This is a genomic window from Flavobacterium fluvii (assembly GCF_900129545.1).
Classification (GTDB): Bacteria; Bacteroidota; Bacteroidia; order Flavobacteriales; family Flavobacteriaceae; genus Flavobacterium; species Flavobacterium fluvii.
The window spans coordinates 19,690-45,037 of sequence record NZ_FQWB01000005.1 but is presented as its reverse complement, the minus strand read 5'-3'; the positions used below and the strand labels follow the sequence as shown (position 1 = coordinate 45,037).

Below are 25,348 nucleotides of genomic sequence, written 5' to 3'. Positions count from 1 at the left end.
ATGAATATTTTAGGAATTGGATCACGCATAAAACATCCAGATTTAGGTCTTGGAGTAGTAACGAATGTAACTTCAAAACAGTATTGGGTTACTTTTATAGAAGATGGATTGGAAACCATTGAAATAGACAGCAATTTTGAAATCATTGAAGCTGTTGAAGACGAAGTAGATTCGGTTAGTTTTCGTGATGTCGAAAAATCATTGAAAAATTTGCTGCAAAAATGGAGCGATGTTTCCCAAATTGTCCCAATCGCGGATAAATGGAAAGGTGGTAAAATCATTTTGGAACCAGGTACAGCAACCGCAAATAAAGAAGTACCCATTGATACTTTTTTTCATAAAATCACGATGGTTCGCGATAGAATAAGAGTGATGGAACAAAAAATTAATTCCAGTAATCTTGATGAAGCCGAGAAAATCGATTTGCAACAATACATCACCAGAATCTATGGAAGTTTGACCACTTTTAATGTCTTGTTCAAAAACTCAAACGATTATTTTGTTGGAGAGAAATCCAAGTGAAAAAATGACAACCAAAAAACACAACATTAAAAAAACTTTAAAAACAATATGGTTTTCGGCGGTCTTTATTTTTATGTTTTGGCAATTTTATTCATTTCAATCCAGTGGTGTTGATGAAAGTTTATTGCAAAACAACGAAAGTATCACGGTGAAAGAAAGCAGCGATTTTTATTCGTTTGAACCTGTAAAAGAAGGTGAAGAAGTGTTGGTCTTTTTTCCGGGTGCTATGGTTGAAACGAAAGCTTATGTTCCGATTTGCAGAAAAATAGCGAACAACAACATTAAAGTATATCTGATAAAAATGCCGTGGCGATTGGCTTCTAAAGGATATAATCTTCCGAAGGAATTAAAATTGTTCGCCGACACCAACAAGACGTATATTTTGGCAGGACATTCATTGGGAGCAAAAATGGCAGCACAATTTGCGTATGAAAATCCGAACCTGATTGATAAATTGATATTGATTGGAACTACGCATCCAAGAGATATTTCGCTTGCCAATAGCACAATTCCCATAATGAAAATTTACGGTTCCAATGATGGCGTGGCTGATGAGAAATCCATAATTAAGAACAAATCCAAACTGCCTGCTACCACAAAATTTGTAAAAATAAATGGGGCAAACCATTCCCAATTTGGGTATTACGGATTTCAGCTGGGAGACAACTGGGCAACCATTGACAGAGAACAGCAACAAGCAGAAACGCTGCAGCTTATTTTGGCATTTATAAAACAGTAAATAATCCTGGCAGACTTAAAAACTGGTGAATTATCATTGGTTGATGTTGTTTGTTTGGGATTGTTTTTTCAAGAAATCACGATAAAAAAAGTCCCAATTCTCATAAATTAGAATCGGGACTTTTTATTGAGAATTCAGTAAAGGAAATCTCTTATTTTTTCTTGTTTTTATTCTTTTTATTTTTCTTGGCTTTTTTGGCTTTTGCTTTAGCCTTTTTTTCTTTGGCCTTGGCTTTTACTTTTGCTTTTTTAGCTTTTTCCTTTTTGGCTTTTTTCGCCTTTTTGGCTTTAGCCTTGGCTTTTTCTTTTGCTTTAGCTTTTTTGGACTTCTCTTTCTCCTTTTCTTTCATCTTGTTTTTTTTCTTTTTCTTGTCTTTTTTTTCTTTTACAGGTTCCAATTCTATTAAAGAATCAAGTTCCTCCAAAAAAGGTTCTTCTTGATTTTCTTCCGCCACGGGAACTTCAATGGCTGGTTCCACTACTTTAGTTGATCTGCTGATTCTAGGTTTTCTAGGTTTTGGTGTTGGAACTACCTCGGTCTTTTCCGGGGTAATTTCACTTGCAATTTCTTCTTTGTTTTCTTCCATAATTCTATAATCTTTAAAAGGTTAGTTAAATGTAAATCAACGGTTAATAAATTACTATCAAATATAATCATTAAAACAATTCGCCAATGTTAAGTTTATCCTTAAATTTTTTTCAAAAAAAAACCATCATTCGATGGTTTTTGATAATTCTGTTGAATTTTTAATAATTTTATTTAATGATGGGATTTGCGGTTAATTCTGCAATTTTCACGATGACATCAACTGCTTTTTGCATGCTTTCTACGGGAACATATTCATATTTTCCGTGAAAGTTATGACCACCCGCAAAAATATTGGGGCAAGGCAAGCCTTTGTATGATAATTGGCAACCGTCGGTTCCGCCTCGAATGGGTTTTATGAGCGGTTTTATTTTTAATTGTTTCATGGCAGTTTCGGCTGTGTCCACAATATGTTTGACAGGTAAAACCTTTTCTTTCATGTTGTAATATTGGTCTTTCACCTCGGCAATGACAATGTCTTCTCCGAATTTCTTGGCAAATTTCTTGTTGATTTTTTTGGCGATTTTGTCAATTAATTCTTTACGCTTTTCGAATTTTTTCTTGTTGTGATCGCGAATAATGAGTTCCAGAACTGTTTCTTCAATGCTTCCCTTTAGATGGTGTACGTGAAAAAATCCTTCGTAACCCCTAGTTTCTTGTGGTGTTTCTCCTTTTGGTAATTCATTGATGAAATCATTGGCGATGAGCATCGAATTAATCATTTTATCTTTGGCATAACCCGGATGAACGCTTTTCCCCTTGAAAGTGATTTTGGCTCCAGCAGCATTGAAATTTTCGTATTCCAGCTCTCCCACTTGGCTTCCGTCCATGGTGTAAGCCCAATCGCAACCAAATTTTTCGACATCAAAATGATGGGCTCCACGGCCAATTTCTTCGTCGGGTGTAAAACCAACCCTGATTTTTCCGTGTTCGATTTCTGGATTATTTATCAGGAATTCCATTGCGGTCACGATTTCGGTGATTCCGGCTTTGTCATCGGCACCAAGAAGCGTGGTTCCGTCTGTGGTAATCAAGGTTTGTCCTTTGTATTGCAGCAAGTCCTTGAAATATTTTGGGGATAAAATTATATTTTGCTCGGCATTTAATACAATATCGCCACCATCATAATTGGGAACAATCTGTGGTTTTACATTGGCACCACTAAAATCAGGAGAGGTGTCAAAGTGGGAAATAAAACCTATGGTTGGTACTTTGTGGTCAACATTGGATGGCAAAGTGGCCATTATGTAGGCTTTCTTGTCGATGGTTACATCCTTCATCCCAATGCTTTTCAGTTCTTCGACCAATTTATTGGCTAAATCCCATTGTTTTTTGGTGCTTGGCGTAGTTTGTGAATTGGAATCCGATTCGGTGTCTATGACGACGTAGCTTATGAAGCGGTCAATGATATGTTGCATTTTGAATTTTTTTATACAAATATAATCAATTTTTTAGGAGAGAATTACTTCTTTGAATCGCTTTTGGGATATGCGGTTATTTCTACGAAGGCTATGGAAATCCTTTTTAAAAGCACTCTGTTTTTTGATTATTTTTCGTAAGTTATTTTATGTAAAACACTGGTAGTCAATATGTTTTAAGATGGTATTTTGTGCTTATTTCTAAAAAACTACTTTTTTATTGTTAAATTTATATCCCCTTTTTTTAAAGTATTTTCCAAATAATTTTTTTTAGAACTGTTTATATATCACTAACTTAAAATTTTGAATTATGAAAAAACTATTTTTAGTTGTTTTGTGTGCGTTCCTTTTTGTAGGGTGCAAAAAAGAAACTGCTGCCGAACCAGCGGCAAACGAACCTAAAACTGCAGAATCTGCTTCTCCAGTAGAATTTGCCGATGCCAAGTACACCGAAATAGGCAAGAAAGCAATGGCCGCCATGGCTAGTGGAGACATGGATGGATGGATGTCTAACTTTGCCGATAATGCAAAATACTATTGGAATGGAGGAGACAGCTTGGTTGGCAAACCTGCAATAGACGAGTATTGGAGAAATAGAAGATTAAATGTTGTAGAAACTATTAGTTTTAAAAATGAGATTTGGTTGCCAATAAAAATCAACAAACCACAACAAATGGAAAAACCGGGTATTTGGCTTATGGGTTGGTATGAAGTAACTGCCAAATATAAAGGAGGTTCATCAATGACACAATGGATGCACATTCTCTATCATTTTGACGAGAATGACAAGGTAGATGAGGTAAATCAGTTTGTGGATCGCGTGCCTATTATGGCTGCCATGAAGCCAAAGAAATAATTTTAGATTAATGGAAACTTGAAACGGTGCTTTTAGTGCCGTTTTTTTTTTGCTAATTCTCTTTTGTTGGAAACTCAAAAGTATAACTTTTCCCAATGAAAATCAATATTCCATGTACAATTGACTCTGGAAAAAAATCCAGTTTGTCCAGAAAATAATCATAGGTTTGATTGTCGTAATTCGTAATGAGGAAAGGGAGGGATTTTGAAATCAGGAAGATATTCTTTGCATTGCTGTTGTCAAAGGTGTCATTTTCATAAATGGATACAATGTTGATTTCTTTTTCTTCTTTTTTAAAATCAATGTATTCCAACGTTGACAAGGGATTGTTTTTATTTGCATCATAAAAAAGGATGGATTTTGCCACATCTATCATAATCCATTTTTGAAGTTCTTTCGAATACACTTCATTAAATGAATGTCCTCCGGAAACGCTTGATTCGTTCGACAAACTTTTCATGCCCCATTCCTTGACTTTTATGTCGTTGATGACGCAAAAATTGGAATAAATCTGGGAGAAATCACTGCAAACGCCGCCTTCGCCATTGATCATTTTCTGCAAAGCCCTTGTCGATGATTTGCCTAATCCTGGTCCGCCTTTTATATTTTTTTTTAACCAAATGGCAATTGTTTTGGCTTTTTCAAAATCGCTTAAATCCTTGCCAACACCATTAAATATTAAATGGTTTATTTCAAAAAATAGGGGAGGAATATTGGTTTTTAGGTTTAAATCATTGTAGCAAAAATTTTCGATTTTATCCAAAGAAACTTTTTTAGACACTAATCGATATCTAATTTTGTATAATAGCGGATGTCTTCTTAAGTACCAATTTAGAGTTTTACCCATTTTTGACGATGAATTTAGACCAAAATTTGTTTAGAAATAAAAAGGCTACACAATAGATTTTGGGGGTTTTCTATGTGTAATTGAAATCTAAAGTAAGGATAAATTTTTTAAAAACTCTTCAAAAAAGGTGTAAATGAATAAAATACTCGGCCAAATGTTAGAAATTGTTCAGTAAAACCGCAAATTCTTTGACTTTGTCCCAATCGGTGTATTCTATTTTTGTTTTGGAATTTGTGGGGCCTTTGGTCATCCACATAATCAATTGAATCATCAATCTGTCGGTAAAAGGATATTTTTGATAATCGAGTTTGCCTGCAAAAACTGCCGATATATTGGGAATCCAATCAATGGTTTCAAGGAATTTGATAAAATAAGGATTGGTTTCCGGTGTGGCTCTTTCCGGTTTTCGGGCCACAAGATTGACCGAAAAGAAGGCGTTTTGGGTGTTGTCTAATTCTTGTTTATGTTCTTTTATAAACTCAATTATTTTTGGATTGTGTTTTCCGTAGCGAATGCTGGAACCTATCACGAACTTGTCAAAATCAGCTATTTTGCGGTCAAAATCATCAATGGAGAACAATTCGACCGAGTTGCCCTTTTCGATCAAAACTTCCTTGATTACATTACAGATTTTCAGGGTTTGTCCATCAACCGTGGCGTATAGAATTCCAATTTTTGAGTTCATTTTGGTCAAGGATTTAGGGATGAGTTAACTTTTAAAACTACCAGAAGGTATTATTTTTTTAATTCGTATTCAACTTCATTGTCGTCCAAATCGGCAATTTTTATAAAGTTAAGCCGTTCAAGAAGCTTAATTGCTTCCTTGTTTTGTTGACTTGTTGCTGCCCAAATACGTTTTAGTCCAATAGTATTTAATCCAAATTCAATGGCTAATGCCATTGCAGAAGTCATATAACCTTGTCCTCGGTATGGAGGTAATAAAACGCAACCCAATTCGCCTTCTCCTTTGTCAAGTCCACGATAGTAACCGCAAGTCCCTACAATTTTATTCGTTAATTGGTCTGCAATTCCCCAATGAATTGAATTACCGTCAATATAATCTTGGTTGATTTTAACTTGCATTACTGTCGCCTGTTTTACTGTTGTGGCTTGAACAGCGTCATAAAACGAAATTTCGACAAGGTCTTTAATGTCCGATATCAGAATTTGTCTTAGGTAAATTTTGTCGCCTGTGATATTTGGAAAAATGTTGTATGGTGGTAGTTTCATTTTGTTTGATGTTGTTTCTTTCCGTGTTGTTGTGCTTTTGTACTTTCACCAACTTACTCTTGTAACTATTACAGATTTATTATCATTTAAAAATCCGACTGAATAATATTTCCCTCCATCTAAATCTTTACTATATTCTGCTGAATATTTTATATTGCCTTTTCGGTTTTCTATATAATAGAGTTCATTTGAGCTCATTTTGTCTTCTTCCTTAACAAAGCTTTTATTTTTCAGATTTGCTTCAAGTTTTTTAATATATTCTTTGTCAAATTCAGCTAAAAATGAAGATGTATAATCTCCAAATTGGTCAGGAAATGAAGCAGTTTTATAAATTATTTCACCATTTTCTGGAAATTCCATTTCTGTTACTTCTTGAAAGTCGGTTTTGTAAAAATCGGTATCAGGATAAATAGCATCATAAATGAAATATCCAACAATAATCAATGGAATAAGTGCTAATAATCTATACATTTTGTCAAATTCTCTTTTCTTAATCCATCGATAAATTAAATATGAAATACCAATTGGTATTCCAATTAAGAAAGTGACAATGGTATAAAGTATTATAAGTAATTCCATTTCTCCGATTCGGTTTTTAGTATGACGCACAACTTCTGTTATAACAGCCAAAAAAATGGCCGCAATTTTCCCAAATCCATTTGGCATTAGGCTAAAAAATAAGGTTCCTTATTTACCCCACTAAAGTAAGGATAAATTATTACAATAATGTACAAAAAAAAGAACTCAAAACAATTAAGTAAAGAGTTCTTTTTTTTTTGATTTTAGAGATAAATTAAGAATTCCCGTTGCTCCAATCAATCTTTCTGGAAAAATACATTACGGCGGCAAGAATGGCAAACAATCCGATGCTTCCCACCAGTAAAGCATAGTTTTCCAACTGGATAATTACATACAGAAAAGTGTATAAAGAGCCAAGCGAAGCAGCTATAAATAGTGGGAACTTCCTGTTTTTTAATATAGAAATAGAATACAGCGTGATTAGCGTAATTACCGAAATTCCGGCAATGATGTAGGCTTTCATAAAACTGCTGTGTTCCGTAATCGAAATCAACAAGGTGTAAAACATAATTAATGAAAGTCCAATCATTGTATATTGGAAGATGTGAATCTTGATTTTACTTATCGATTGTATCAAGAAGAAAATTAGGAAAGTCAAGCCGATAACCAAGAAACCATATTTCGAGGCTCGTTCGTTTTGCTGGTATTGGTTTACGGGAATCACGAAATCAACGCCAAAAGCATATTGGCTTAAATCCGGCAAATTATTGAAAGTTTGTTGCGAAAAAGACCTGTTGATATGCAGAATTTTCCAATTGGCCACAAATCCATTGGCGCTGATTTGTTTGGTCTTGTCATCCGGAAGAAAATTGCCGGTAAAACTTGGCGATGCCCAATTGGATTCCATACTCAACTGCGTGGTTTTCCCGATGGGAACCATTTTTAATTGTTGGCTTCCATTGTAAGAGATGTCGAAATGGAAGGCGGTTTTTCCTTGATTCAGTATTTTGCCCAAATCGATATAACCAGTTTCCAAGGCTTCGGTGGTTACTTTTGAGTTCGAATTGTAAACGGGTTCAAAGGTCAAATTGGTGTTTCCAAAATTGATTTTCACCTCGTCTTTGATGCTTTTCAAATTGGTGGTTTGTATCAAAATTGTGGCTTTATTCCACTGAATATCTTCGTTTACAATGTTTTTGCTGCTGAAATCCGGATGAATGTAATTGCCCTCAAACTTCATTTTGGAACTAAAAACCACCGATTCATAATTGTTTCTGTTCAAGACTTTGGTGGTTACATTCGATTTTGCCTTGAGTTCTTCAGGGAAAAAGTAGGCGTAGTTGGTGTAAGCTTTTCTCTGCTTTACGGTTTCTTTTGTTTTTTCGTTTATAGAAAGTGTTTCTTCATAATAGGTGTAGGGAACTTTCAATATTGGACCATACAGAAAGACGTTTCCTCCCCATTTATCATTGATTTCGGTTATGACTTCTTCTTGTCTTTGCGACCTTTCGGCAATCAAGTTTTTTACGAATTCGAGTGGAATAAGTAAAACGAGTGTCAGCATGCCAACCATGATCATTTTGGCAGTGTTGGATTTAATGAAATTAGATATTACATTTTGATTTTCTGGTGTTTCCATGATTAAAGATTTAAAAGATTGATATTGAATACGATTAGAATATACAAGATGGTAATAGGAATATTTGCCAACAGAATCAAGATCTTAATGGCAATATAATCTCTATACTTGGGTAAAATAATGAAGTGATAAGCGAGGCTTATTAGCATTATTCCATTGACCAGTATGGCAAAAAGAACATAAAAAAAGCCTATGAATAGAATTGCAAAATTGTAGGGAGCAAGTTTTTGGATTACCAATAAAACTGTTCCTATTGCAAAGGATGTAATTGCCAATTCTGTCGAAAATTTTCCTTTGAGAGATGGTTCAAATGTTGGTGTTTCCATAATTTGTTTTCTAAAAGTACTTTGAATTTCAAAGTAAATGAAAAAAAAAATACTGTTATCGTTTTTGAATTAATTTTTCAAGAGCCTCAATGTGTTCTTGGAATGCTTTTCTTCCTTCTTTGGATGCCCTGTAACTGGTGTTTGGTTTTTTGCCGATGAATTGTTTTTCAATGGCGATATAATTTTCGAGTTCCAATGCCTTGGTATGGCTGGCCAGATTTCCGTCGGTAACGCCCAAAAGTTCTTTCAGTGTACTGAAATCGGCAGATTCATTGACCATCAAAACCGACATGATTCCCAGTCGTATTCTATGATCAAAAGCTTTGTTTATATTTTGGATGATGTTTTTCAAAATTATTTTCTATCGTATTTGTAATACATTATGGAACCATAAAGAATGTGGCAAACTCCGAAACCCAATGCCCAAAACAGCAAACCATATCCCAAAAACCAAGTAGAAAGCAAGCCTAAAAGTATCATCGAAATTCCTAAATAGCGAATATCGCCAAGGGTATATTTGCTCGCATTTACACAAGCCAAACCGTAAAAAATCAATGTTAATGGAGCAACCAATCCCAATATTTCTTTTTCGATTAAAAACAAAATAAAAATACCGCCAGACAAAAATGGAATCATAAAATTGATTAGCAATCGTTTCGTGGAAGTATTCCAAATCCTGTCGTTGCTTTTTTTAGCTTTTCTAATACTTAAAACGATGGCAGTTACTAACGACAACACAATTACTGTTGCAGCAATGATGAAAAGTTGGAGTAGTGTTGTTTCAGTGATGATTAAATCGCCATAGTTTCCTAATGTTGTCGTGTCAAAATAAATTATTTTATACGTGAGTCCAGCTCCAATCAAGCAATACAGACCCGCCAAAATTCCAGAAAGTCCACTCAATGAAATGAATCGAGACGATTTATCCATTAAATTTTTAATTTCAGAAATGTCGTTAAGGTATTTTTCGTTTTCCATTTTTAAAGTACTTTGAATTACAAAGTAAATGATAATATTTGAATTGTACACTGTTTTTTTAATTATTTTTACAAAATGAAATTAACAGAGGAATATATCTTTCGCCAACCCGAGAAATACCAATCGATTTTACTGCATTTGATTAGTGTTTTTAAACGTGAAATTCCCGATTTGGAGTTGTTGTTCAAGTATGGGATTCCTTATTTCTATTACAATAAAAAGCCATTTTGTTATCTGGCACCCAATCACAAGAAAGGTTTTGTTGATGCCGGTTTTGCCAGAGGTTTTAAACTGAAAGGAAACCAAAAATTTCTTGAATCCGAAAATAGAAACACCGTAAAATCGCTTCGTTATTATAATCTGGAAGTTATTGACAATGATGTTTTGAAAGACGTAATTCGGGAAGCCCAAACTTTGTATAAATAAAAAAATCTCCCGAAGGAGATTTTTAATAGAACTTGAAATGGATTTATATTCTAAAGATTCCTCCAAAAGCAATGATGGTTTCTCCAAAGAAGAACTCTTGTTTTGCCTTGTCTGATGTACTTTGTGTAGTTCGAATATCTGGCATATTGATGTAACCGCCTTTTAATGCGCCTTCAATGGTAAAATATTTGAAAATAGTCAAGTTGATTCCAGCTTTGATTGAAGTTCCATAACCCGATACGTGAAATTCGTCGTATCTTTCTTTGCCCAAAAGGGTGGTATTGGTTTTTGGATATAATAATCCTATTCCAAAACCTTCGTTGATGTTTATCTGTATCTTGTCTGTGTTTGTAATGCCAAACCAATGCGAAATATCGTCTTGTCTAGCGATTTCGCTGTAAACATAATTCAATCCGTCTGTATGTTCGAACATTAGAAAAGCAGGAATACCTTCCTGAGTTGTACCTTCCTCAAAACCACCTTCCTGAGCACCATTTTGGGACATATCTACAGGTGTATTATTATAACCTCCGTTGTAATAAGATCCAGATTGTTCTGCAGGTAAATTAATGATTCCGGTAACATTGGCCGTTTGGTTTTGTGTCATTACATATTTCATGTGATCAATACCTATAGAAACACTGTAATGGTCAGTCACAAAATAACCCATTTTAAAATTGGTTTGAGGAACCGTCATTCGGCCTGGGGTGATGTAGTCCACATGCCAGCCTTTTGGTTTGTCATGAGCCTTGGCATTGGCTACCACAAAATTGTAATCATCTCCCATAAAATGAATGTCTGATTCGGTAAACTTTTCTCGGTTTCCTCCCCAAGAAACGGTGAATTTTCCCTTGTTGTGGCTGGTATATCTTTCTATTTTGATAGTGTCATTCTCTTTTTTGATGGTGTCATTCTGTGCGAATGAATTGATGGAAACGAAGAGTATTAAAAACGAAAAATTTAAAATGTTTGTTTTCACTTTTGAGATTGAATTAAAATTGATTGATGGTTTTTCTAATCGCAACCAACTTGGTCATTAAAGCTTCGAAGTAATCTAAATGCAACATATTGGCACCATCACTTTTGGCATTGGCAGGATCAAAATGGGTTTCTATAAAAATTCCATCCACGCCCACGGCAATTCCTGCTTTGGCAATGGTCTCAATCATGTCGGGTCTTCCACCAGTCACTCCGGCAGTTTGGTTGGGTTGTTGCAAGGAATGGGTCACGTCAAGAACCGTGCTGGCATATTGTTGCATGGTTGGAATTCCACGAAAATCAACAATCATGTCTTGGTAGCCAAACATGGTTCCACGATCGGTTACCATCACGTTTTGGTTGTTGCAATCCAATACTTTTTGTACGGCGTGTTTCATGCTTTCAGGACTCATGAATTGGCCTTTTTTTAGATTCACAACTTTTCCGGTATTGGCAGCAGCCACAACTAAATCGGTTTGACGAACCAAAAAAGCGGGAATTTGCAACACATCCACATATTCGGCAGCCATAACGGCATCTTCATTGGTGTGAATATCGGTAACGGTGGGAACGCCAAAAGTTTCAGAAACTTTGCGAAGAATTCGTAAAGCTTTTTCGTCTCCAATTCCTGAAAAACTGTCAATTCGAGAACGATTGGCTTTCTTGAAAGAACCTTTGAAAACATAAGGAATTTCTAACTTATCGGAGATTCCCACTAGTTTTTCGGCAATTCGCATCGCCATTTCTTCGCCTTCAATGGCACAAGGGCCAGCCAATAAAAAGAAGTTGCCACTATCGGTATGTTTGATTTGTGGAATATGCTGTATGTTCATAACGTGATTTTTGAAAGCGCAAAGATAGTCAGGATTTATGGTTTACGATTTAAGTTTAGAGTTAATTTTTTTTCAAGGACAATCCCACTGGAACCTTCAAAAGTCCTTTTTCGTAAATGTTCAAATATAGGGTGACTGGAGTTTTCTGTCCTTCCCATTTTAATTCATACACTTCCAGTAAACCGGCACCCATGTCGCTTCTTTTTGTTGGAAATGGACAACAACTTTCCAGTTTGGTATAAGTGATTTTTTCACCATTTGGACCGGCCAAGGCATTCAAGAAACGCTGTTGGTTGATGATTTCGTTTTTGGTGGTGTTTCCGTAAAAAATATTGATGGGATAATCTTTGTTGTAACCGTACTTTTTGTCTTTGCTGTATTCAGTAATGACAAAGATGTTGTTTTTTAGTTGTGGAGTGGGAGCATTGTCATCCACGTTTTTTAGTGTTGATTTGGTGCTTACACAGGATGTGGCGATAAGCAGTAATGCAATAAACGAGGCTATTTTTTTCATAAGTGTATTTTGTTTTTAGAATAGTAAGGGTGCGTAATTTTTGCGTCTAATTCATGAAACAAATTTAAACGGTATTGTGGGCATAAACAACAATATTGCCTTAATAATTCTATTTATGGCATAGGAAGTGTTATTTTTGTCTAAATAAACGAAATAGTATGGATGTTATTTTTCAAACTTGGCCTTGGTATCTTTCAGGGTTTTTGATAGGCATGATAATGCTTTGCCTGATTTATTTCGGGAAAGCTTTCGGGATGTCTTCCAATTTGAGCACTTTGTGTTCGATGACTGGAATAGGAAAACGCGTGTCTTTTTTTGATTTTGACTGGAAATTATACCGTTGGAATTTATTGGTGGTTTTGGGTGCAATGATTGGTGGTTTTGTTGCGGTTCATTTTATGGGTGACGCATCGAATGTGGACATCAACCCCAAAACAATTGCCCAATTGGCACAACTGGGAATCGATGCTCCAAACGGAAAGTTGTTGCCCGATACTTTATTTGCAAACGAGGTTTTCCAATCTCCAAAAATGGTTTTGATCTTGATTGTCGGAGGCATTTTAATAGGTTTTGGAACACGTTACGCCAGCGGTTGTACTTCGGGTCACGCCATTTCTGGATTGAGCAATTTGCAAATCAAATCGTTGAAAGCCGTAATTGGATTTTTTATCGGCGGATTGATTATGAGTCATTTTATTTTACCCTTACTTTTTTAAGACATGAGAGCATTAAAATATTTAATCGTTGGGTTTGTATTCGGGATTGTGTTGACAAAATCCGAAGCCGTTTCTTGGTACAGAATCTATGAAATGTTCCAGTTTCAATCGTTTCACATGTATGGAATTATCATGGTTGCCGTCGTGACTGGAGTTATAGGAATCCAAATCATAAAGCGTAAAAACATCAAGGACATCAAAGGTTTGCCAATAGAAATTCAGGATAAAGAACCGGGTTCTATTCGGTTTTGGATTGGCGGAATATTTTTTGGATTGGGTTGGGCTTTGGTTGGTTCTTGTCCCGGTCCGATATTCATATTGTTGGGGGCAGGATTTTTGCCCGTGATTTTGGTTCTTTTCGGAGCGCTTTTCGGAACTTTCCTGTATGGATTGATACGTGATAAATTGCCACATTAAACCATAATTACGATCATAAAAAAAAAAACAGGATTCTCATTTAAGAGAATCCTGTTTTTTTATAATGGAATGAGAAATTTATACAATCTCGGCACTTAATCCTGCTTCGAGTAATTGGCTGCATTGTGGTTTTAATTTTTCCAGCACATCTGTTTTTACGGTACATTTCCCGTTATAATGCACAATCAAGGAACATTGTTCCGCTTGTTCTGGGGTGTGGTCACAAACCCGAATCAAGGTTTCGATTACGTGGTCAAAAGTGTTTACATCGTCATTATAGACTATGATTTCATTGTTTATTGATGTAACTTCTTTTTGACTGACTCTTGTTCTTGTTTTTTCTTTTGTACCCATTTTTAGATAATTTGTAGGTTTTAAATAAAAATACAGTTGGTTCTCGACTTACTTTTTTTAAACATGAAACGTAAAGTTTTACGTAGTTCTAAAAGTGTTGCTTAATCTTCAATAATGCTTTTAATTTTTTCAAACGATTCTAAAATCGATTTTCCAATTCTGGATATTTTTTGATATCCAATCCACTATATTTGATTTTTTTGGTTGATTTCCACTGTTGTCATTTGGTGCTACTAATTTACGTATTTTAGTGAAACCCAATTGTTTCTTTCGAATTTTTTAACATATGTCAAGCCTTTTTCTGTGCAAGAGGCTTCTATAAATGGAATGTCTTCGGTATAAAAACCACTCAATAAAAGGGTTCCTTTTGGGTTCAAACAGTCCACGTAACTTTGCATGTCGTTCAACAAAATATTTCTGTTGATGTTGGCAATAATCAAGTCGTATTTTTTGTCTTTCAACAAAGTTGCATCACCTTCATAAACCGTAATGTGTTTGCAATTGTTGCGTTCAGCATTTTCGATGGAATTCAAATAGCACCAATTGTCAATGTCAATTGCGTCAATGGGTTGAGCGCCTTTCATTTCTGCCAAGATGGCCAAGATAGCTGTTCCGCAACCCATATCCAGGGTTTTCATTCCAGTGACATCGATTTCCAACAAATGCTGGATCATCATGTGCGTAGTTTCGTGGTGTCCGGTTCCGAAACTCATTTTCGGCTCAATTACAATGTCAAATTCGGCAGCGGTTTTTGGATGGAAAGGAGCGCGAACATGGCATTTTCCATCAACATCGATAGGTTCGAAATTTTTTTCCCATTCCTCGTTCCAGTTGACTTGGTCTATTTCTTCCACTTTGTATGAAATGGTGAATTCAGGCGATTTCAAGATGAATAAATCATCCAAAATTCCGTCTGCCCAAAGGTCTTTTTGAATATAGGCAACAATGCCCAAATCGGTATCAACAAAGCTTTCGAAAGGAAGTTCTCCCAGTTCGGCAATCAGAATTTCAGAACCCAATTCTTTGGGTTCAACCGTAAAATGATAGCCTAAATATATATTTGACATAAGATTGTTTTTTTGCAAAGGTAGTATTTCTCTTTTTATCGAATAGTGTAAAACGAAAAAAGAGGATTGAACATTCTCAACCCTCTTTTAACCCCAAATAAACATGAAAAAACTTTATTTTTTTTAAGCTCTATTTTTATAGTGCTGCAATTTCTCTGTTGGTTGATATTTTACAAATAATATGAAAATCAACGTCGATCCATTCGCTTACTTTTATCATTCCCATCATTTTTGTTTCCGGCGTTAGACCAAAATCGCGTATGCTCATTTTTTTGCAACCATCAACTATGTAAACATTGCCATTGTTGTTGAAAGAAATTGGAACTGCATATTGTTTGGTTTTGCCAGTAATCGTAATGTTTACTATTGCTTGACCATTATACACTTTCCCCTTTTGATTGATGGGTTGTAAATCCAAAGAACTGAGTTGAACTTGCAGGGTAGGAGAGATATCAGATTTTAATAATTTGAAAAAATCTCTTAATGCCAAGACATTAGTGGAAACAAAATTTTTGACTATTACCGAAAGTTGATTTTGGGTTACAAATATTTTGTTTTGATTTTGAGTGGTTGCAACCGTAAATTTGTTTCTGGATAGTTTGTCTCCGTCTTGATATATTTTGAAAGACAATAGGTTTGTTGATCCATTAATGGTCAAAGAACTGTTTTTTTGTATTTCTGCAGTAACCAGAGATTGGGCTGTCGCTGACTGAAATATGATGAAAGATAATACCAGAAATCTAATAAGCCTTTTCATGACAGATAAAATAAGACGTTTTTATAAAAAACTGGCAAGACAATTTCTTGCCAGTTTTAATGGAATTTTTGTTAGAATGCAATTGTGGCTTCAAATACTAAACCATTGAATTTACCACCGTAAAAGTTGTTTGCATTTCCAGAAGCTGGAGTTCCTACATATTGTGAGTAATCATTATAGTTTTGGCTAACATATTGTAATTTTGCCAAGATATTTTTAGTCATAAACCAACCGGCGCTTGCTTCAACTTTGTTTACACTAACTTCATTTGCATCAGCATTAGAAAGTTTCCCGGATACAGTATTGTATTTTGCTCCTAAAAAGAATTTTTCTGTTTGTCCAAATCTGTAAACAAGCTCTCCAGCATATTGGTTGGCAGTACGTTTGTCATCAGAACCAGCTTTGTCTCCTCCTGAAGCTAATTCGACAGTTCCAAAGAATTCAAGACCTTTGTATTTTACAAATGGGTTAATCATATAAGAAGTAGCCCAGTTACCAAAAGCAGGGTTGAATGTTGCTTCTGGTGTAGATTTCGCGTTGTAGTTAGCAGGAACAGCAACGCCGTTATTTGTATAAGCGCTATTGTTCAATACACCCCAGTAACCAAATCCTGATCTATTAGCTGAATAAATGTTTGCGTTACCCAAGTTTGCATTATGGTAGTAAGAACCTGTAAGTCTTACTCTCAAATCTTGGTTGATTTGTTTGTCATATCCTAATTTAGCCAAGATTGAAGGACTAACTGTTGTTTGTTTATCTGGACCAGGAGTAAAAGTCACTTCGTTGGTACCTTGATTTAAATTTCCATTAGTTATTCCCAACATGCTTACCAATCCGCTTCTGTTGTAATACACTTCCATTCCCATTTCAGTAGTGAATGAATTCATGATGTTGTTCCCAACAAACGCATTTTTAATTGTATTACCATTATCCGAAGCTCTGAAGTGGGCATCACCGAAGTTGTTCTCCATTTGTCCGATTTTGATCGTAGTATATTTCATTAAATCTGCCATAAAATCTTTTTTGATGAAGTCTAACTTGTCAATTTGCAAGTATCCACCTTTTACATAAGTTTCGTTGTGGTGTCTTGAAGATAAATAAACATCTAGATTTACTCTTACACCGTCAAACAATTGGGCTCCAATGGCCATATCAGCTGAAGGAAGGTTGAAATTGTTTTCCTGGTTCATTAATCTATATCCAGTAATATCTGAAGGAGCCGGAAAATTTGTAGGTTGGTCATTGAATGAATTAATTGCTTGGAAATCCATGTTGAATGCACCACCTAAATCAATGCTAATTCCTTTGAATTCCACACTGTCTTTTTTCACGTCAAATTGGTTTATGCCTCTCTGGTCTCTTTTTATTTGGTTTTGTATATTGCCAAAAGTTACGTTTTGAGCCATCATGTTACCTGAAAGACAGATAGCTGCAGCTATTAATGAAGTTTTAAATACTTTTTTCATGATTTTAATTTTAAATTTATTTTATTGTATAATTATCCTTTGAAGGTTACGTCGAATTTTATGGTAACTGCATCTCCGCTTTTAATGGTTCCAAACATGGCTGTTGGTGGTTTCATTTTAAAATCGGTCATTTTTAATGGAAGACTTCCTTTAAGTTGATAGTCACCAGATTTGGTGATTTTGGCAATTGTTTTAAAGCTAACTTTTCTTGTTGTTCCTGCCGTGGTCAAGTTTCCTGTTAAAGTGACTTCGGTATCACCTTCTGATAATTTTACAGGAGAAACTTCGGTCAACTGAAAAGTGATGTATGGATTTTTCTTGATGTCGAATGCTTCATAAGCCTTGTCATCCATACCATCCTTGCCGCTTTTTAGAGATTTAACTTCTACTTTTATTGAGGCAGCATTAATCTGTTTGGCTGCGTTTAATCCTAATTCTCCGTTGAATTTAGTAGTCTTCATATCCCATTCATGGATTGTCGAAGTGCCATGTACTATAAAGGAGGAATTTTGTGAAATGACGGAAGCGTTTTGTGCATTTGCAACGCCGGAGATTGTGAATAGAATACTTGCTAAAAGTATTGTAAAAGATTTTGAAATTTGTGAAGTAGTCATTGTTTTTAATTTAAATTATTTAAATAAATTTTAACTTTTTTTAGTTGTAGAATTCTGTGACATTTTTCTTTAACAAAGATATTTTTATCGTTTAACGATTAATATGACAATTGTCATATTATGGATATTTATTTGAATAAACATTGTTTTTTTATTATTTTACTGATTAATTATGATATTTTTTAATTTATTGTTATAAAAGTTAAATTCTTCTTCCGATGATAAAAGCGGGTTTTATCCTTTTAAAAAAAATTGATTTTTAGATAGTTAGTTATTTTTTTGTCCTAATGGTATTTATTTTGCACATTGCTTTATTCTTAACAAAAGCTTAAATTTTGCTTGAAATCAATAATTTAACTCAAACGTTTTCGATTCAAAGGGGAATATTTTTATAAATGTTTTTCTTAAATATTTACAAAATCGAATAGATAATTTTACTTTTGCACATCAACACACATTAATTATGTATAAACAAATTATTCGCCCAATATTTTTTTGTTTTGATCCTGAGAAGGTTCATTATTTTACTTTTTCATTAATTAGAAATCTATCTAAAATACCTGGAATTCCATCGCTTTTTAAATCATTGTATGTTGTCGACGACAAACGATTGGAAAAAGAAGTCTTCGGATTGAAGTTCAAAAATCCTGTAGGATTGGCCGCTGGAATGGATAAAGACGCTTCCTTGTTTAATGAATTGTCCAACCTGGGTTTTGGATTTATCGAAATTGGCACGCTTACGCCAAAAGGACAAGAGGGTAATCCAAAAAAACGTATTTTTCGTTTAAAAGAAGACAACGCCCTTGTCAACAGAATGGGTTTCAATAATGGAGGTGTTCAAAAAGCTGTTGAGCGATTGAAGAAGAATAAAGGAGTGCTTGTTGGTGGAAATATTGGAAAAAACAAAGTGACTCCCAATGAAGACGCCACTTCTGATTACTTGATTTGCTTTGATGCCTTATACGATTATGTCGATTATTTTGTGGTAAACGTGAGTTCGCCAAACACGCCTAACCTACGTGAACTACAAGAAAAAGAGCCGCTGAAACAATTATTGCAAACTTTGCAAAATCAAAATTTGACAAAGCCGAAGCAAAAACCAATCCTGTTGAAAATCGCTCCAGATTTGACCGATTCCCAATTATTGGACATCATAGATATTGTAAAAGAAACCAAAATTGCGGGAGTCATTGCAACCAATACCACTTTGTCACGTGAAGGTTTGCAATCCGAAAACAAAATTGAAACTGGTGGAATGTCTGGAAAACCATTAGGAAAACGCTCTACTGAAGTGATTCGTTTTCTTTCCGAGAAAAGCAACAAAGCATTTCCAATTATTGGAGTGGGAGGAATTCATTCGCCAGAAGATGCCCTGGAAAAACTCGAAGCGGGAGCTAGTTTAGTCCAACTTTATACCGGTTTTATTTATGAAGGACCAGCATTGATAAAGGCAATCAACAAGAAGATTTTAAAAGGAATGCAATAAACCAAATTGCACTAAAAGTCCCGTCAGTAAAGCAATTCCGAAACTTAAAAGAGTTCCGATAAGTACATATTCGGTCAGTTTTCGGTCTTTGGCTTCTTTCAAATCGCCAAAACGGAAAATAGATTTTGCGGCCAATAAAAATCCGATGGCTTCAAAATGTCCTGTGAGTATAAAACAAAAAACAAATAGGCGTTCAAATATTCCAATGTAATTACCGGCGTTTTCCAGAGAATTGTCTTTTTTGTTATTGCTTTCTGGCGTCCAAATCGAAATGATATTTTTGATGATTATCGAAGTGGGTTTTGTCAGAAATAAAATTCCGGTAATCAGGATCCAAAACTGGTTATTGAAACTGGTAAAATCAATGGACAAGTTTTTATAAAGACTTGCGATTATAACAATGGTTATCAAATGTAAAATTTGATCTGCCACAAACCAATTCCGTTTTGTTTTCTTCTTTTGGAATTTCAATTTCAAAAAATCTATGAATCCGTGTGCTAAAGCCAATGCTAGCGCAAACCAGCCAAAAGCGATTTCGCCAACGAATAACCAAGCTAAAATCCCATGTAAAACAGTGTGAATATAGAGGTATTTACTTCTGTGTTTTTTATTTTCTTTATCCAAAACCCAAGAAGTGGGTTGCAATAAAAAATCGCCTAACAAATGCGCCAAAAGCAGTTTTACAAAAATAATCATGTGCTGATGGTTTTGATTTTATTTCTAAAATAATTTTCCATTTCCATCACTAAATCAAATTGGGCACGTTTTCTTCTTCTACTAACGGCAGCTTGATTAATTCCTAGTTTTACCCCAATTTCTTCTTGCGAAAGTGATGGGTTTTCGATAGCCGTCAAAACAAAATCAGCTGATTGTACCAGCCAATTGTTCATGAAAGTCAAGCTCAATCGCAACATCAAATTGATTTCTGTATCGAATACTTCGTTGCCAGAATTGATGGCCAAATTATTTTTTTGTTTTTTTAATGTTTCAAAAAGTTCTCCTGAACGTATAAAAGCAGTACCATTGCTTTCAGAAATTTTCTTCGCTTTATAGGTTATGTCTCCAAAACCAATGCTCATTCTCACGTCAAGTTTCAACGTTTTAAAATAAGATTTTATCTGTAGAGCAATAATCAGGGCTTCTTCAGGATTTTTGACTTCCAACTGGAATTCGTCACCTCTGTAGATGTCCCATTCTACTGGGTTTTCACCAAAAGTATTCAATAAATTCTTTAAACCATCGATCCAAATTTTGGATGATAATTTCCTTGAATTGACTATGTCTCCTGTAATTATGCCTATCATATTTCAAATGTAATTAAAAAATTAATTCAAAAAACAATTTGTCATTCTTAATTATTACCAAAAAGTGTAATAATTTCTATTATTACCAAAAAGTGTAATAATTTGTATTATTACCAAAAAGCGTAATATTTATGTGTTTGAAAAATTAATAAAAAACGATTTCCTGAAATCTGATTTTGCCTTATCTTTGGTTTTCTATGGAAGCAATAAAACTTATCGAATGCCCTCGTGATGCCATGCAAGGAATAAAGACATTTATCCCCACGGCTCGAAAAGTAAGTTATATCCAATCGTTGTTGCGTGTGGGTTTCGATACCATAGACTTTGGGAGTTTTGTTTCGCCTAAAGCCATTCCTCAAATGCAGGACACTGCCGAAGTTTTGGCACAACTGGACTTATCGCAAACACAAAGTAAATTATTGGCCATTATTGCCAATACACAAGGAGCAATTGCCGCTTCGCAACATAAATCCATTCAGTATTTGGGATTTCCATTTTCGATTTCGGAGAATTTCCAAATGCGTAATACCCATAAAACCATAGCAGAATCCGTAATAACTTTGGAAGAAATCATGGAGATTGCGGAGAAAAGCAATAAAGAAGTCGTGGCGTATCTTTCGATGGGATTTGGGAATCCGTATGGTGATCCCTGGAACGTGGAAATCGTGGGCGAATGGACGGAAAAATTATCCAATATGGGAGTGAAGATACTTTCGCTTTCGGATACTGTCGGCAGTTCAACACCAGAGGTTATCCAGTATTTGTTTTCACATTTAATTCCAAAATATCCCAAGATTGAGTTTGGAGCCCATCTCCACACCACGCCGGATAAATGGTTCGAAAAAATGGATGCAGCCTATAATTCGGGTTGCCGTCGTTTTGATGGTGCGATTCAGGGTTTTGGCGGTTGTCCAATGGCCAAAGATATCCTGACGGGCAATATGCCTACCGAGAAATTAGTCTCGTATTTTACTTCGAAAAAAGAAAACACAAATGTAAGCGCCATGAGTTTTGAAAGTGCTTACAATGAAGCTACAAAAATATTCAAGGCCTTTCATTAGAAAATAATAAAAAACCAATAACTTCGTTGTATCTCTAACTTTTCCAAGATATTGAATAGCATGAAAAAAAAAATAGGAATAGTTTTCCTCTGCATTTTTTCTCTATCGTGTTCCAGCGATTTAGATTTCAATCAGGTCAATGATTTGAAGTTGGAACCTGTTGTTGTTACAAATCTAGCGACTTTTGATGTTCAAGCCCATCAATTTGTGGATGGAGGAGTGGAACAAACCGTGTCTGGTGATTTGATGGATTTTGATGTTTTCAAAGAATCGTTTTTTGATGAAAACCTGACCAGGGCCGATTTCTTTTTCGAATATAACAATACCATAAATAGAGGTTTCAGGATTAATATTTTTTTTGTTGATGCCAATAATGCAGCTATTTACACCATTCCATTTAATATCCCGGCCTATTCCGGCACACAAAACTTGGTCACAAAAACCGAAATATTTCAAAATGTCAAACTTGATTTATTGAAAAAAACTTCCAAGGTTGCTTTTGTTGTTACCTTGTTGCCTGGGCCAGCTTTGAGCGAGAATAGTTTGGGGAGTTTGAAATTGCGTTCAAGTGCCACTCTTTATTTTGTAGTGGAATGAGAAAAACAGTATTGCTTTTCATCTTTTTTGTGGCATTTAGTTGCTTTTCGCAAAACAGGCAAATTTTATACAATTTCACTTCGACACCCCAATCTTTGTTGACAAATCCAGGTTCCGATGTTAAATACAATTGGTTTGTAGGCATTCCTTTGTTGTCTGGAATTTCTACAAATGTGGGTTCCAGTGGTTTTTCCGTATATGATTTGTTTGCCGACAATGGAGTTGATTTTAATGTCAAACTGAGAAATGTCGTGTTTTCTACTTCAAGAAACGACAAGGTTTCCATAAATGAACAATTGGAAATCTTTAGCGGCGGTTTTAAATTGGGGGATTGGCAGGAAGGCTCTTATGTCTCTTTTGGAATGTACCAAGAAATGGATGTATTCACTTATGTGCCTAAAGATTTTGCCATATTGGCTTTGGACGGAAACCAGCCTCATTTGGGCAAAGTTTTCGATTTGGGCGATTTGACTACCAGAGGAGAAATGCTTTCTGTTTTTCATTTTGGGATTCATAAAAATGTAAATGAAGAATTAATTCTGGGTGCTCGTGCCAAGATTTATTCGAGTATTTTTAATGTTTCTTCGACAAAAAACTCAGGTTATTTCTACACCATTCAGGGTACTAATTCCATCTATGAGCAGGTTATTTCATCAGATATGTTGGTCAATACCTCTGGATTTACAAATTATATCGATAATTATGCGGGAAATGTCAATAGTGATATTATGAAAAAGGCTTTTTTAGGAGGAAATCTAGGTTTGGGATTGGATTTGGGGTTGACCTATTATCCTCGAAAAAATGTTCAATTTACGGCAAGTTTAATAGATATTGGTTTTATTAGTCACACCAAGGAATTCCAGAGTTACAGTTATAAAGGATATTATAAAGCAGAAGGATTGACGCCTGATTTTATTGCCGGAAACACAAATGATTTGGTACAAGAATTTGAGGATGCCATTCCTTTGGACACATTAAATTATAAATACACTACTTGGAGGCCTTTAAAATTTAATTCTTCCATCCAATATTCTTTTGGGGACGGCAGGGATTCCGAATGTAATTGTCTAGGTGACAATGAAATGGTTTACAAGAATTCCGTTGGAGCGCAGTTGTTTGCAATGTCGGCACCACGATCGCCGCTTATGGCTTTGACTGCTTATTATAGAAGGAGGTTTTTCGATTCGTTGGAAATGAAAGCCACTTATACGGTTGATTCTTTTTCTTCCAAAAATATTGGTTTGGGATTGTCGACTACCATTGGTAAAGTCAATTTTTATGTTCTTGCCGACAACCTTTTGGAATATCAGGATATTAGCAAGGCCAATAGTTTGTCCTTTCAATTGGGGTTCAATATCATTTTTCCAGATAAAAATACGCCTGACTAAACGAAATTTGTTTCGAACTTCTTCTTTAGAACGTTATTAACAGTGAATGATTTGATTTTTCCATTGAAAAATTTGTGCTGTTTTTTAGAATCAAACCCAGGTTATAATTAGAAAAATAGATGTACTACAGATTTAATTTTTTATTTATAATGTATATCTGCTTAAGATTGCTTAAATTTGCACGCAATTTAACTACAACTTCAAATTGCAATGATAGCACATAACTCAAAGATTATCGGCGAAGGTTTAACTTACGATGATGTATTATTAGTTCCGAATTATTCGAATGTACTTCCCCGCGAAGTAAGTATTAAATCAAAATTCTCCAGAAATATTACGCTTAATGTTCCAATTGTGTCCGCAGCCATGGATACCGTTACCGAAAGTGATATGGCAATTGCCATGGCTCAAGAAGGAGGAATAGGTGTTTTGCACAAGAATATGACTATCGAACAGCAAGCTACCAAAGTTCGCAAAGTAAAACGTGCCGAGTCCGGCATGATCATCGATCCAGTTACTTTACCATTGACTTCTACAGTTGCCGATGCCAAAAGTGCCATGAAAGAATATGGTATTGGTGGTATTCCAATTGTGGACGAAAATAGAATTTTGAAAGGAATTGTTACCAACAGGGATTTGCGTTTCGAAAAAAACAATGCAAGACCTATCGTCGAAATAATGACAAGTGAAAACTTGGTTACCGTTGCCGAAGGAACTTCATTGGCACAAGCCGAGGTTGTTTTGCAAGGATATAAAATCGAAAAATTACCGGTTGTAAATGCCAAAAACGAGTTGGTTGGTTTAATCACGTTTAGAGACATCACTAAATTGACCCAAAAACCAAATGCCAATAAAGATAAATTTGGTCGTTTGAGAGTAGCTGCCGCTTTGGGAGTTACTGCCGATGCAGTCGAAAGAGCTACTGCTTTGGTTAACGCCGGAGTAGATGCCGTAATTATTGATACCGCCCACGGACATACAAAAGGCGTGGTGGATGTATTGAAAGCCGTGAAAGCCAAATTTCCAAATCTTGATGTTATTGTTGGAAATATCGCCACTCCAGAAGCTGCCAAATATTTAGTGGAAAATGGTGCCGATGGCGTGAAAGTAGGAATAGGACCTGGTTCTATTTGTACAACCAGAATCGTTGCAGGTGTTGGTTTTCCTCAATTTTCTGCCGTTCTTGAAGTAGCTGCAGCCATAAAAGGGACTGGAGTTCCCGTGATTGCCGATGGTGGAATTCGTTACACGGGAGATATTCCTAAAGCGATTGCTGCAGGTGCTGATTGCGTGATGCTAGGGTCATTATTGGCCGGAACAATGGAATCTCCAGGAGAAACCATCATTTTTGAAGGAAGAAAATTCAAGTCTTATCGAGGAATGGGTTCTGTTGAAGCGATGCAGGAAGGTTCGAAAGACCGTTATTTCCAAGACGTGGAAGACGATGTGAAGAAACTGGTGCCGGAAGGAATCGTGGGTCGCGTGCCTTATAAAGGAGAGTTGAACGAAAGCATGCAACAATTCATAGGTGGTCTTCGTGCCGGTATGGGATATTGTGGTTCCAAAGACATTGCGACTTTGCAAGATTCAGGTCGTTTTGTTCGCATTACTGCCAGTGGTATCAACGAAAGTCATCCGCATAATGTGACCATCACAAAAGAAGCTCCGAATTATTCGAGATAATTTTTTGCCAAGAAGTCAAAGAATCGAG

31 protein-coding genes are annotated in these 25,348 nt (G+C 35.5%); 11 read left to right on the top strand and 20 right to left on the bottom strand.

The features are described 5' to 3' along the window. Together BUC16_RS11915 and BUC16_RS11910 are read left to right on the top strand one after the other, a co-directional pair. Complete coding sequence (locus BUC16_RS11915; RefSeq protein ID WP_073371236.1) at positions 1-522, top strand: DUF8685 domain-containing protein; 522 nt, start codon at positions 1-3, stop codon at positions 520-522. A gap of 4 nt (positions 523-526) precedes the next feature. Then, positions 527-1,261: an alpha/beta hydrolase gene (locus BUC16_RS11910; RefSeq protein ID WP_170860872.1), complete on the top strand. Its 735-nt coding sequence runs from the start codon at positions 527-529 to the stop codon at positions 1,259-1,261. 151 nt (positions 1,262-1,412) lie between these two features. Here BUC16_RS11910 and BUC16_RS17495 read toward each other — a convergent pair whose 3' ends face one another. Next, positions 1,413-1,847: a hypothetical protein gene (locus tag BUC16_RS17495; protein WP_084546181.1), complete on the bottom strand. Its 435-nt coding sequence runs from the start codon at positions 1,845-1,847 to the stop codon at positions 1,413-1,415. Between the two features lie 169 nt (positions 1,848-2,016). Then, the gene (pepT, locus tag BUC16_RS11900; RefSeq protein ID WP_073370863.1) at positions 2,017-3,264 is read right to left on the bottom strand and encodes a peptidase T; all 1,248 of its coding nucleotides are present in this window, start codon (positions 3,262-3,264) and stop codon (positions 2,017-2,019) included. 310 nt (positions 3,265-3,574) lie between these two features. Between pepT and BUC16_RS11895 the strand changes: the two genes are divergently transcribed. Beyond that, positions 3,575-4,120 (top strand): nuclear transport factor 2 family protein, encoded by a 546-nt coding sequence (locus BUC16_RS11895; RefSeq protein ID WP_073370859.1) that lies wholly within the window; start codon positions 3,575-3,577, stop codon positions 4,118-4,120. 52 nt (positions 4,121-4,172) lie between these two features. Here BUC16_RS11895 and BUC16_RS11890 read toward each other — a convergent pair whose 3' ends face one another. From BUC16_RS11890 to BUC16_RS11855, 8 genes are all read right to left on the bottom strand, one after another. Then, complete coding sequence (locus BUC16_RS11890) at positions 4,173-4,967, bottom strand: transglutaminase domain-containing protein (protein ID WP_141226149.1); 795 nt, start codon at positions 4,965-4,967, stop codon at positions 4,173-4,175. Between the two features lie 157 nt (positions 4,968-5,124). After that, positions 5,125-5,652, bottom strand: coding sequence for a menaquinone-dependent protoporphyrinogen IX dehydrogenase (hemG, locus tag BUC16_RS11885; RefSeq protein WP_073370854.1), 528 nt, complete (start codon positions 5,650-5,652; stop codon positions 5,125-5,127). Between the two features lie 50 nt (positions 5,653-5,702). Beyond that, entirely contained in the window at positions 5,703-6,197 is a 495-nt protein-coding gene (locus BUC16_RS11880) for a GNAT family N-acetyltransferase (RefSeq protein ID WP_073370852.1), read from the bottom strand. A 45-nt stretch (positions 6,198-6,242) separates the two neighbouring features. Beyond that, positions 6,243-6,863 carry a hypothetical protein gene (locus BUC16_RS11875; RefSeq protein WP_073370851.1) on the bottom strand — a complete coding sequence of 207 codons (621 nt, stop codon included), beginning with the start codon at positions 6,861-6,863 and terminating at the stop codon, positions 6,243-6,245. A 127-nt stretch (positions 6,864-6,990) separates the two neighbouring features. Continuing rightward, a complete protein-coding gene (gene creD, locus BUC16_RS11870) occupies positions 6,991-8,355 on the bottom strand; it encodes a cell envelope integrity protein CreD (protein ID WP_073370849.1) in 1,365 nt (454 codons plus the stop codon). 2 nt (positions 8,356-8,357) lie between these two features. Further along, positions 8,358-8,681 carry a hypothetical protein gene (locus tag BUC16_RS11865; protein ID WP_073370847.1) on the bottom strand — a complete coding sequence of 108 codons (324 nt, stop codon included), beginning with the start codon at positions 8,679-8,681 and terminating at the stop codon, positions 8,358-8,360. Positions 8,682-8,736: 55 nt separating this feature from the next. After that, positions 8,737-9,033 (bottom strand): winged helix-turn-helix domain-containing protein, encoded by a 297-nt coding sequence (locus tag BUC16_RS11860; RefSeq protein WP_073370846.1) that lies wholly within the window; start codon positions 9,031-9,033, stop codon positions 8,737-8,739. Between the two features lie 2 nt (positions 9,034-9,035). After that, on the bottom strand, positions 9,036-9,659 hold the full coding sequence (locus tag BUC16_RS11855) for a hypothetical protein (RefSeq protein ID WP_073370844.1): 624 nt from the start codon (positions 9,657-9,659) through the stop codon (positions 9,036-9,038). Positions 9,660-9,734: 75 nt separating this feature from the next. Here BUC16_RS11855 and BUC16_RS11850 point away from each other — a divergent pair, with 75 nt between their 5' ends. Continuing rightward, entirely contained in the window at positions 9,735-10,085 is a 351-nt protein-coding gene (locus BUC16_RS11850; protein ID WP_073370842.1) for a DUF1801 domain-containing protein, read from the top strand. 43 nt (positions 10,086-10,128) lie between these two features. Here BUC16_RS11850 and BUC16_RS11845 read toward each other — a convergent pair whose 3' ends face one another. From BUC16_RS11845 to BUC16_RS11835, 3 genes are all read right to left on the bottom strand, one after another. Beyond that, the gene (locus BUC16_RS11845; RefSeq protein WP_073371233.1) at positions 10,129-11,064 is read right to left on the bottom strand and encodes a hypothetical protein; all 936 of its coding nucleotides are present in this window, start codon (positions 11,062-11,064) and stop codon (positions 10,129-10,131) included. A gap of 13 nt (positions 11,065-11,077) precedes the next feature. Then, positions 11,078-11,896: a 3-deoxy-8-phosphooctulonate synthase gene (kdsA, locus tag BUC16_RS11840; protein WP_073370840.1), complete on the bottom strand. Its 819-nt coding sequence runs from the start codon at positions 11,894-11,896 to the stop codon at positions 11,078-11,080. Positions 11,897-11,957: 61 nt separating this feature from the next. Continuing rightward, a complete protein-coding gene (locus tag BUC16_RS11835) occupies positions 11,958-12,410 on the bottom strand; it encodes a 2-dehydro-3-deoxyphosphooctonate aldolase (RefSeq protein ID WP_073370839.1) in 453 nt (150 codons plus the stop codon). A 158-nt stretch (positions 12,411-12,568) separates the two neighbouring features. Between BUC16_RS11835 and BUC16_RS11830 the strand changes: the two genes are divergently transcribed. Both BUC16_RS11830 and BUC16_RS11825 read left to right on the top strand, forming a co-directional pair. After that, on the top strand, positions 12,569-13,126 hold the full coding sequence (locus BUC16_RS11830) for a YeeE/YedE family protein (RefSeq protein WP_073370838.1): 558 nt from the start codon (positions 12,569-12,571) through the stop codon (positions 13,124-13,126). 3 nt (positions 13,127-13,129) lie between these two features. Next, complete coding sequence (locus BUC16_RS11825) at positions 13,130-13,543, top strand: DUF6691 family protein (RefSeq protein ID WP_073370836.1); 414 nt, start codon at positions 13,130-13,132, stop codon at positions 13,541-13,543. Between the two features lie 78 nt (positions 13,544-13,621). Here the strand turns inward: BUC16_RS11825 and BUC16_RS11820 are convergent, their stop codons facing one another. The 5 genes from BUC16_RS11820 to BUC16_RS11800 all read right to left on the bottom strand — a co-directional run bounded on the left by BUC16_RS11820 (position 13,622) and on the right by BUC16_RS11800 (position 17,801). Further along, on the bottom strand, positions 13,622-13,897 hold the full coding sequence (locus BUC16_RS11820) for an ATP-dependent Clp protease adaptor ClpS (protein WP_073370835.1): 276 nt from the start codon (positions 13,895-13,897) through the stop codon (positions 13,622-13,624). 233 nt (positions 13,898-14,130) lie between these two features. Beyond that, positions 14,131-14,964 carry a 50S ribosomal protein L11 methyltransferase gene (gene prmA, locus BUC16_RS11815; protein WP_073370833.1) on the bottom strand — a complete coding sequence of 278 codons (834 nt, stop codon included), beginning with the start codon at positions 14,962-14,964 and terminating at the stop codon, positions 14,131-14,133. A gap of 136 nt (positions 14,965-15,100) precedes the next feature. Then, positions 15,101-15,721 (bottom strand): YceI family protein, encoded by a 621-nt coding sequence (locus BUC16_RS11810; protein ID WP_073370832.1) that lies wholly within the window; start codon positions 15,719-15,721, stop codon positions 15,101-15,103. A gap of 71 nt (positions 15,722-15,792) precedes the next feature. Then, positions 15,793-17,187: a hypothetical protein gene (locus BUC16_RS11805; RefSeq protein ID WP_073370830.1), complete on the bottom strand. Its 1,395-nt coding sequence runs from the start codon at positions 17,185-17,187 to the stop codon at positions 15,793-15,795. A 32-nt stretch (positions 17,188-17,219) separates the two neighbouring features. Continuing rightward, positions 17,220-17,801: a YceI family protein gene (locus tag BUC16_RS11800; RefSeq protein ID WP_073370828.1), complete on the bottom strand. Its 582-nt coding sequence runs from the start codon at positions 17,799-17,801 to the stop codon at positions 17,220-17,222. Positions 17,802-18,264: 463 nt separating this feature from the next. On the opposite strand from BUC16_RS11800, the gene BUC16_RS11795 reads away from it, so the two are divergent. Then, positions 18,265-19,287, top strand: coding sequence for a quinone-dependent dihydroorotate dehydrogenase (locus BUC16_RS11795; protein ID WP_073370827.1), 1,023 nt, complete (start codon positions 18,265-18,267; stop codon positions 19,285-19,287). Here BUC16_RS11795 and BUC16_RS11790 read toward each other — a convergent pair. Both BUC16_RS11790 and BUC16_RS11785 read right to left on the bottom strand, forming a co-directional pair. Next, the gene (locus tag BUC16_RS11790; RefSeq protein WP_073370825.1) at positions 19,270-19,983 is read right to left on the bottom strand and encodes a DUF3307 domain-containing protein; all 714 of its coding nucleotides are present in this window, start codon (positions 19,981-19,983) and stop codon (positions 19,270-19,272) included. The two genes, BUC16_RS11795 and BUC16_RS11790, sit on opposite strands and share 18 nt — an antisense overlap. Next, positions 19,980-20,591 carry a SatD family protein gene (locus BUC16_RS11785; RefSeq protein ID WP_073370823.1) on the bottom strand — a complete coding sequence of 204 codons (612 nt, stop codon included), beginning with the start codon at positions 20,589-20,591 and terminating at the stop codon, positions 19,980-19,982. The genes BUC16_RS11790 and BUC16_RS11785 overlap by 4 nt, the downstream gene beginning before the upstream one ends. Positions 20,592-20,788: 197 nt before the next feature. Here BUC16_RS11785 and BUC16_RS11780 point away from each other — a divergent pair, with 197 nt between their 5' ends. The 4 genes from BUC16_RS11780 (at position 20,789) to guaB (ending at position 25,320) form a co-directional block, all read left to right on the top strand. Continuing rightward, positions 20,789-21,652, top strand: a complete 864-nt coding sequence (locus BUC16_RS11780; protein ID WP_073370822.1) for a hydroxymethylglutaryl-CoA lyase — start codon at positions 20,789-20,791, stop codon at positions 21,650-21,652. Between the two features lie 60 nt (positions 21,653-21,712). Beyond that, positions 21,713-22,249, top strand: a complete 537-nt coding sequence (locus BUC16_RS11775) for a hypothetical protein (protein WP_073370820.1) — start codon at positions 21,713-21,715, stop codon at positions 22,247-22,249. Next, positions 22,246-23,637: a DUF5723 family protein gene (locus tag BUC16_RS11770; RefSeq protein ID WP_073370818.1), complete on the top strand. Its 1,392-nt coding sequence runs from the start codon at positions 22,246-22,248 to the stop codon at positions 23,635-23,637. The genes BUC16_RS11775 and BUC16_RS11770 overlap by 4 nt, the downstream gene beginning before the upstream one ends. A gap of 210 nt (positions 23,638-23,847) precedes the next feature. Beyond that, the gene (gene guaB / locus BUC16_RS11765; RefSeq protein WP_073370816.1) at positions 23,848-25,320 is read left to right on the top strand and encodes an IMP dehydrogenase; all 1,473 of its coding nucleotides are present in this window, start codon (positions 23,848-23,850) and stop codon (positions 25,318-25,320) included. Positions 25,321-25,348: the final 28 nt, after the last annotated feature.

Coding starts and splice junctions, on each gene's coding strand:
- BUC16_RS11915 (WP_073371236.1), top strand. CDS start 1: ATGAATATTTTAGGAATTGGATCACGCATAAAACATCCAGATTTAGGT.
- BUC16_RS11910 (WP_170860872.1), top strand. CDS start 527: ATGACAACCAAAAAACACAACATTAAAAAAACTTTAAAAACAATATGG.
- BUC16_RS17495 (WP_084546181.1), bottom strand. CDS start 1,847: ATGGAAGAAAACAAAGAAGAAATTGCAAGTGAAATTACCCCGGAAAAG.
- pepT (WP_073370863.1), bottom strand. CDS start 3,264: ATGCAACATATCATTGACCGCTTCATAAGCTACGTCGTCATAGACACC.
- BUC16_RS11895 (WP_073370859.1), top strand. CDS start 3,575: ATGAAAAAACTATTTTTAGTTGTTTTGTGTGCGTTCCTTTTTGTAGGG.
- BUC16_RS11890 (WP_141226149.1), bottom strand. CDS start 4,967: ATGGGTAAAACTCTAAATTGGTACTTAAGAAGACATCCGCTATTATAC.
- hemG (WP_073370854.1), bottom strand. CDS start 5,652: ATGAACTCAAAAATTGGAATTCTATACGCCACGGTTGATGGACAAACC.
- BUC16_RS11880 (WP_073370852.1), bottom strand. CDS start 6,197: ATGAAACTACCACCATACAACATTTTTCCAAATATCACAGGCGACAAA.
- BUC16_RS11875 (WP_073370851.1), bottom strand. CDS start 6,863: ATGCCAAATGGATTTGGGAAAATTGCGGCCATTTTTTTGGCTGTTATA.
- creD (WP_073370849.1), bottom strand. CDS start 8,355: ATGGAAACACCAGAAAATCAAAATGTAATATCTAATTTCATTAAATCC.
- BUC16_RS11865 (WP_073370847.1), bottom strand. CDS start 8,681: ATGGAAACACCAACATTTGAACCATCTCTCAAAGGAAAATTTTCGACA.
- BUC16_RS11855 (WP_073370844.1), bottom strand. CDS start 9,659: ATGGAAAACGAAAAATACCTTAACGACATTTCTGAAATTAAAAATTTA.
- BUC16_RS11850 (WP_073370842.1), top strand. CDS start 9,735: ATGAAATTAACAGAGGAATATATCTTTCGCCAACCCGAGAAATACCAA.
- kdsA (WP_073370840.1), bottom strand. CDS start 11,896: ATGAACATACAGCATATTCCACAAATCAAACATACCGATAGTGGCAAC.
- BUC16_RS11835 (WP_073370839.1), bottom strand. CDS start 12,410: ATGAAAAAAATAGCCTCGTTTATTGCATTACTGCTTATCGCCACATCC.
- BUC16_RS11830 (WP_073370838.1), top strand. CDS start 12,569: ATGGATGTTATTTTTCAAACTTGGCCTTGGTATCTTTCAGGGTTTTTG.
- BUC16_RS11825 (WP_073370836.1), top strand. CDS start 13,130: ATGAGAGCATTAAAATATTTAATCGTTGGGTTTGTATTCGGGATTGTG.
- BUC16_RS11820 (WP_073370835.1), bottom strand. CDS start 13,897: ATGGGTACAAAAGAAAAAACAAGAACAAGAGTCAGTCAAAAAGAAGTT.
- prmA (WP_073370833.1), bottom strand. CDS start 14,964: ATGTCAAATATATATTTAGGCTATCATTTTACGGTTGAACCCAAAGAA.
- BUC16_RS11810 (WP_073370832.1), bottom strand. CDS start 15,721: ATGAAAAGGCTTATTAGATTTCTGGTATTATCTTTCATCATATTTCAG.
- BUC16_RS11805 (WP_073370830.1), bottom strand. CDS start 17,187: ATGAAAAAAGTATTTAAAACTTCATTAATAGCTGCAGCTATCTGTCTT.
- BUC16_RS11800 (WP_073370828.1), bottom strand. CDS start 17,801: ATGACTACTTCACAAATTTCAAAATCTTTTACAATACTTTTAGCAAGT.
- BUC16_RS11795 (WP_073370827.1), top strand. CDS start 18,265: ATGTATAAACAAATTATTCGCCCAATATTTTTTTGTTTTGATCCTGAG.
- BUC16_RS11790 (WP_073370825.1), bottom strand. CDS start 19,983: ATGATTATTTTTGTAAAACTGCTTTTGGCGCATTTGTTAGGCGATTTT.
- BUC16_RS11785 (WP_073370823.1), bottom strand. CDS start 20,591: ATGATAGGCATAATTACAGGAGACATAGTCAATTCAAGGAAATTATCA.
- BUC16_RS11780 (WP_073370822.1), top strand. CDS start 20,789: ATGGAAGCAATAAAACTTATCGAATGCCCTCGTGATGCCATGCAAGGA.
- BUC16_RS11775 (WP_073370820.1), top strand. CDS start 21,713: ATGAAAAAAAAAATAGGAATAGTTTTCCTCTGCATTTTTTCTCTATCG.
- BUC16_RS11770 (WP_073370818.1), top strand. CDS start 22,246: ATGAGAAAAACAGTATTGCTTTTCATCTTTTTTGTGGCATTTAGTTGC.
- guaB (WP_073370816.1), top strand. CDS start 23,848: ATGATAGCACATAACTCAAAGATTATCGGCGAAGGTTTAACTTACGAT.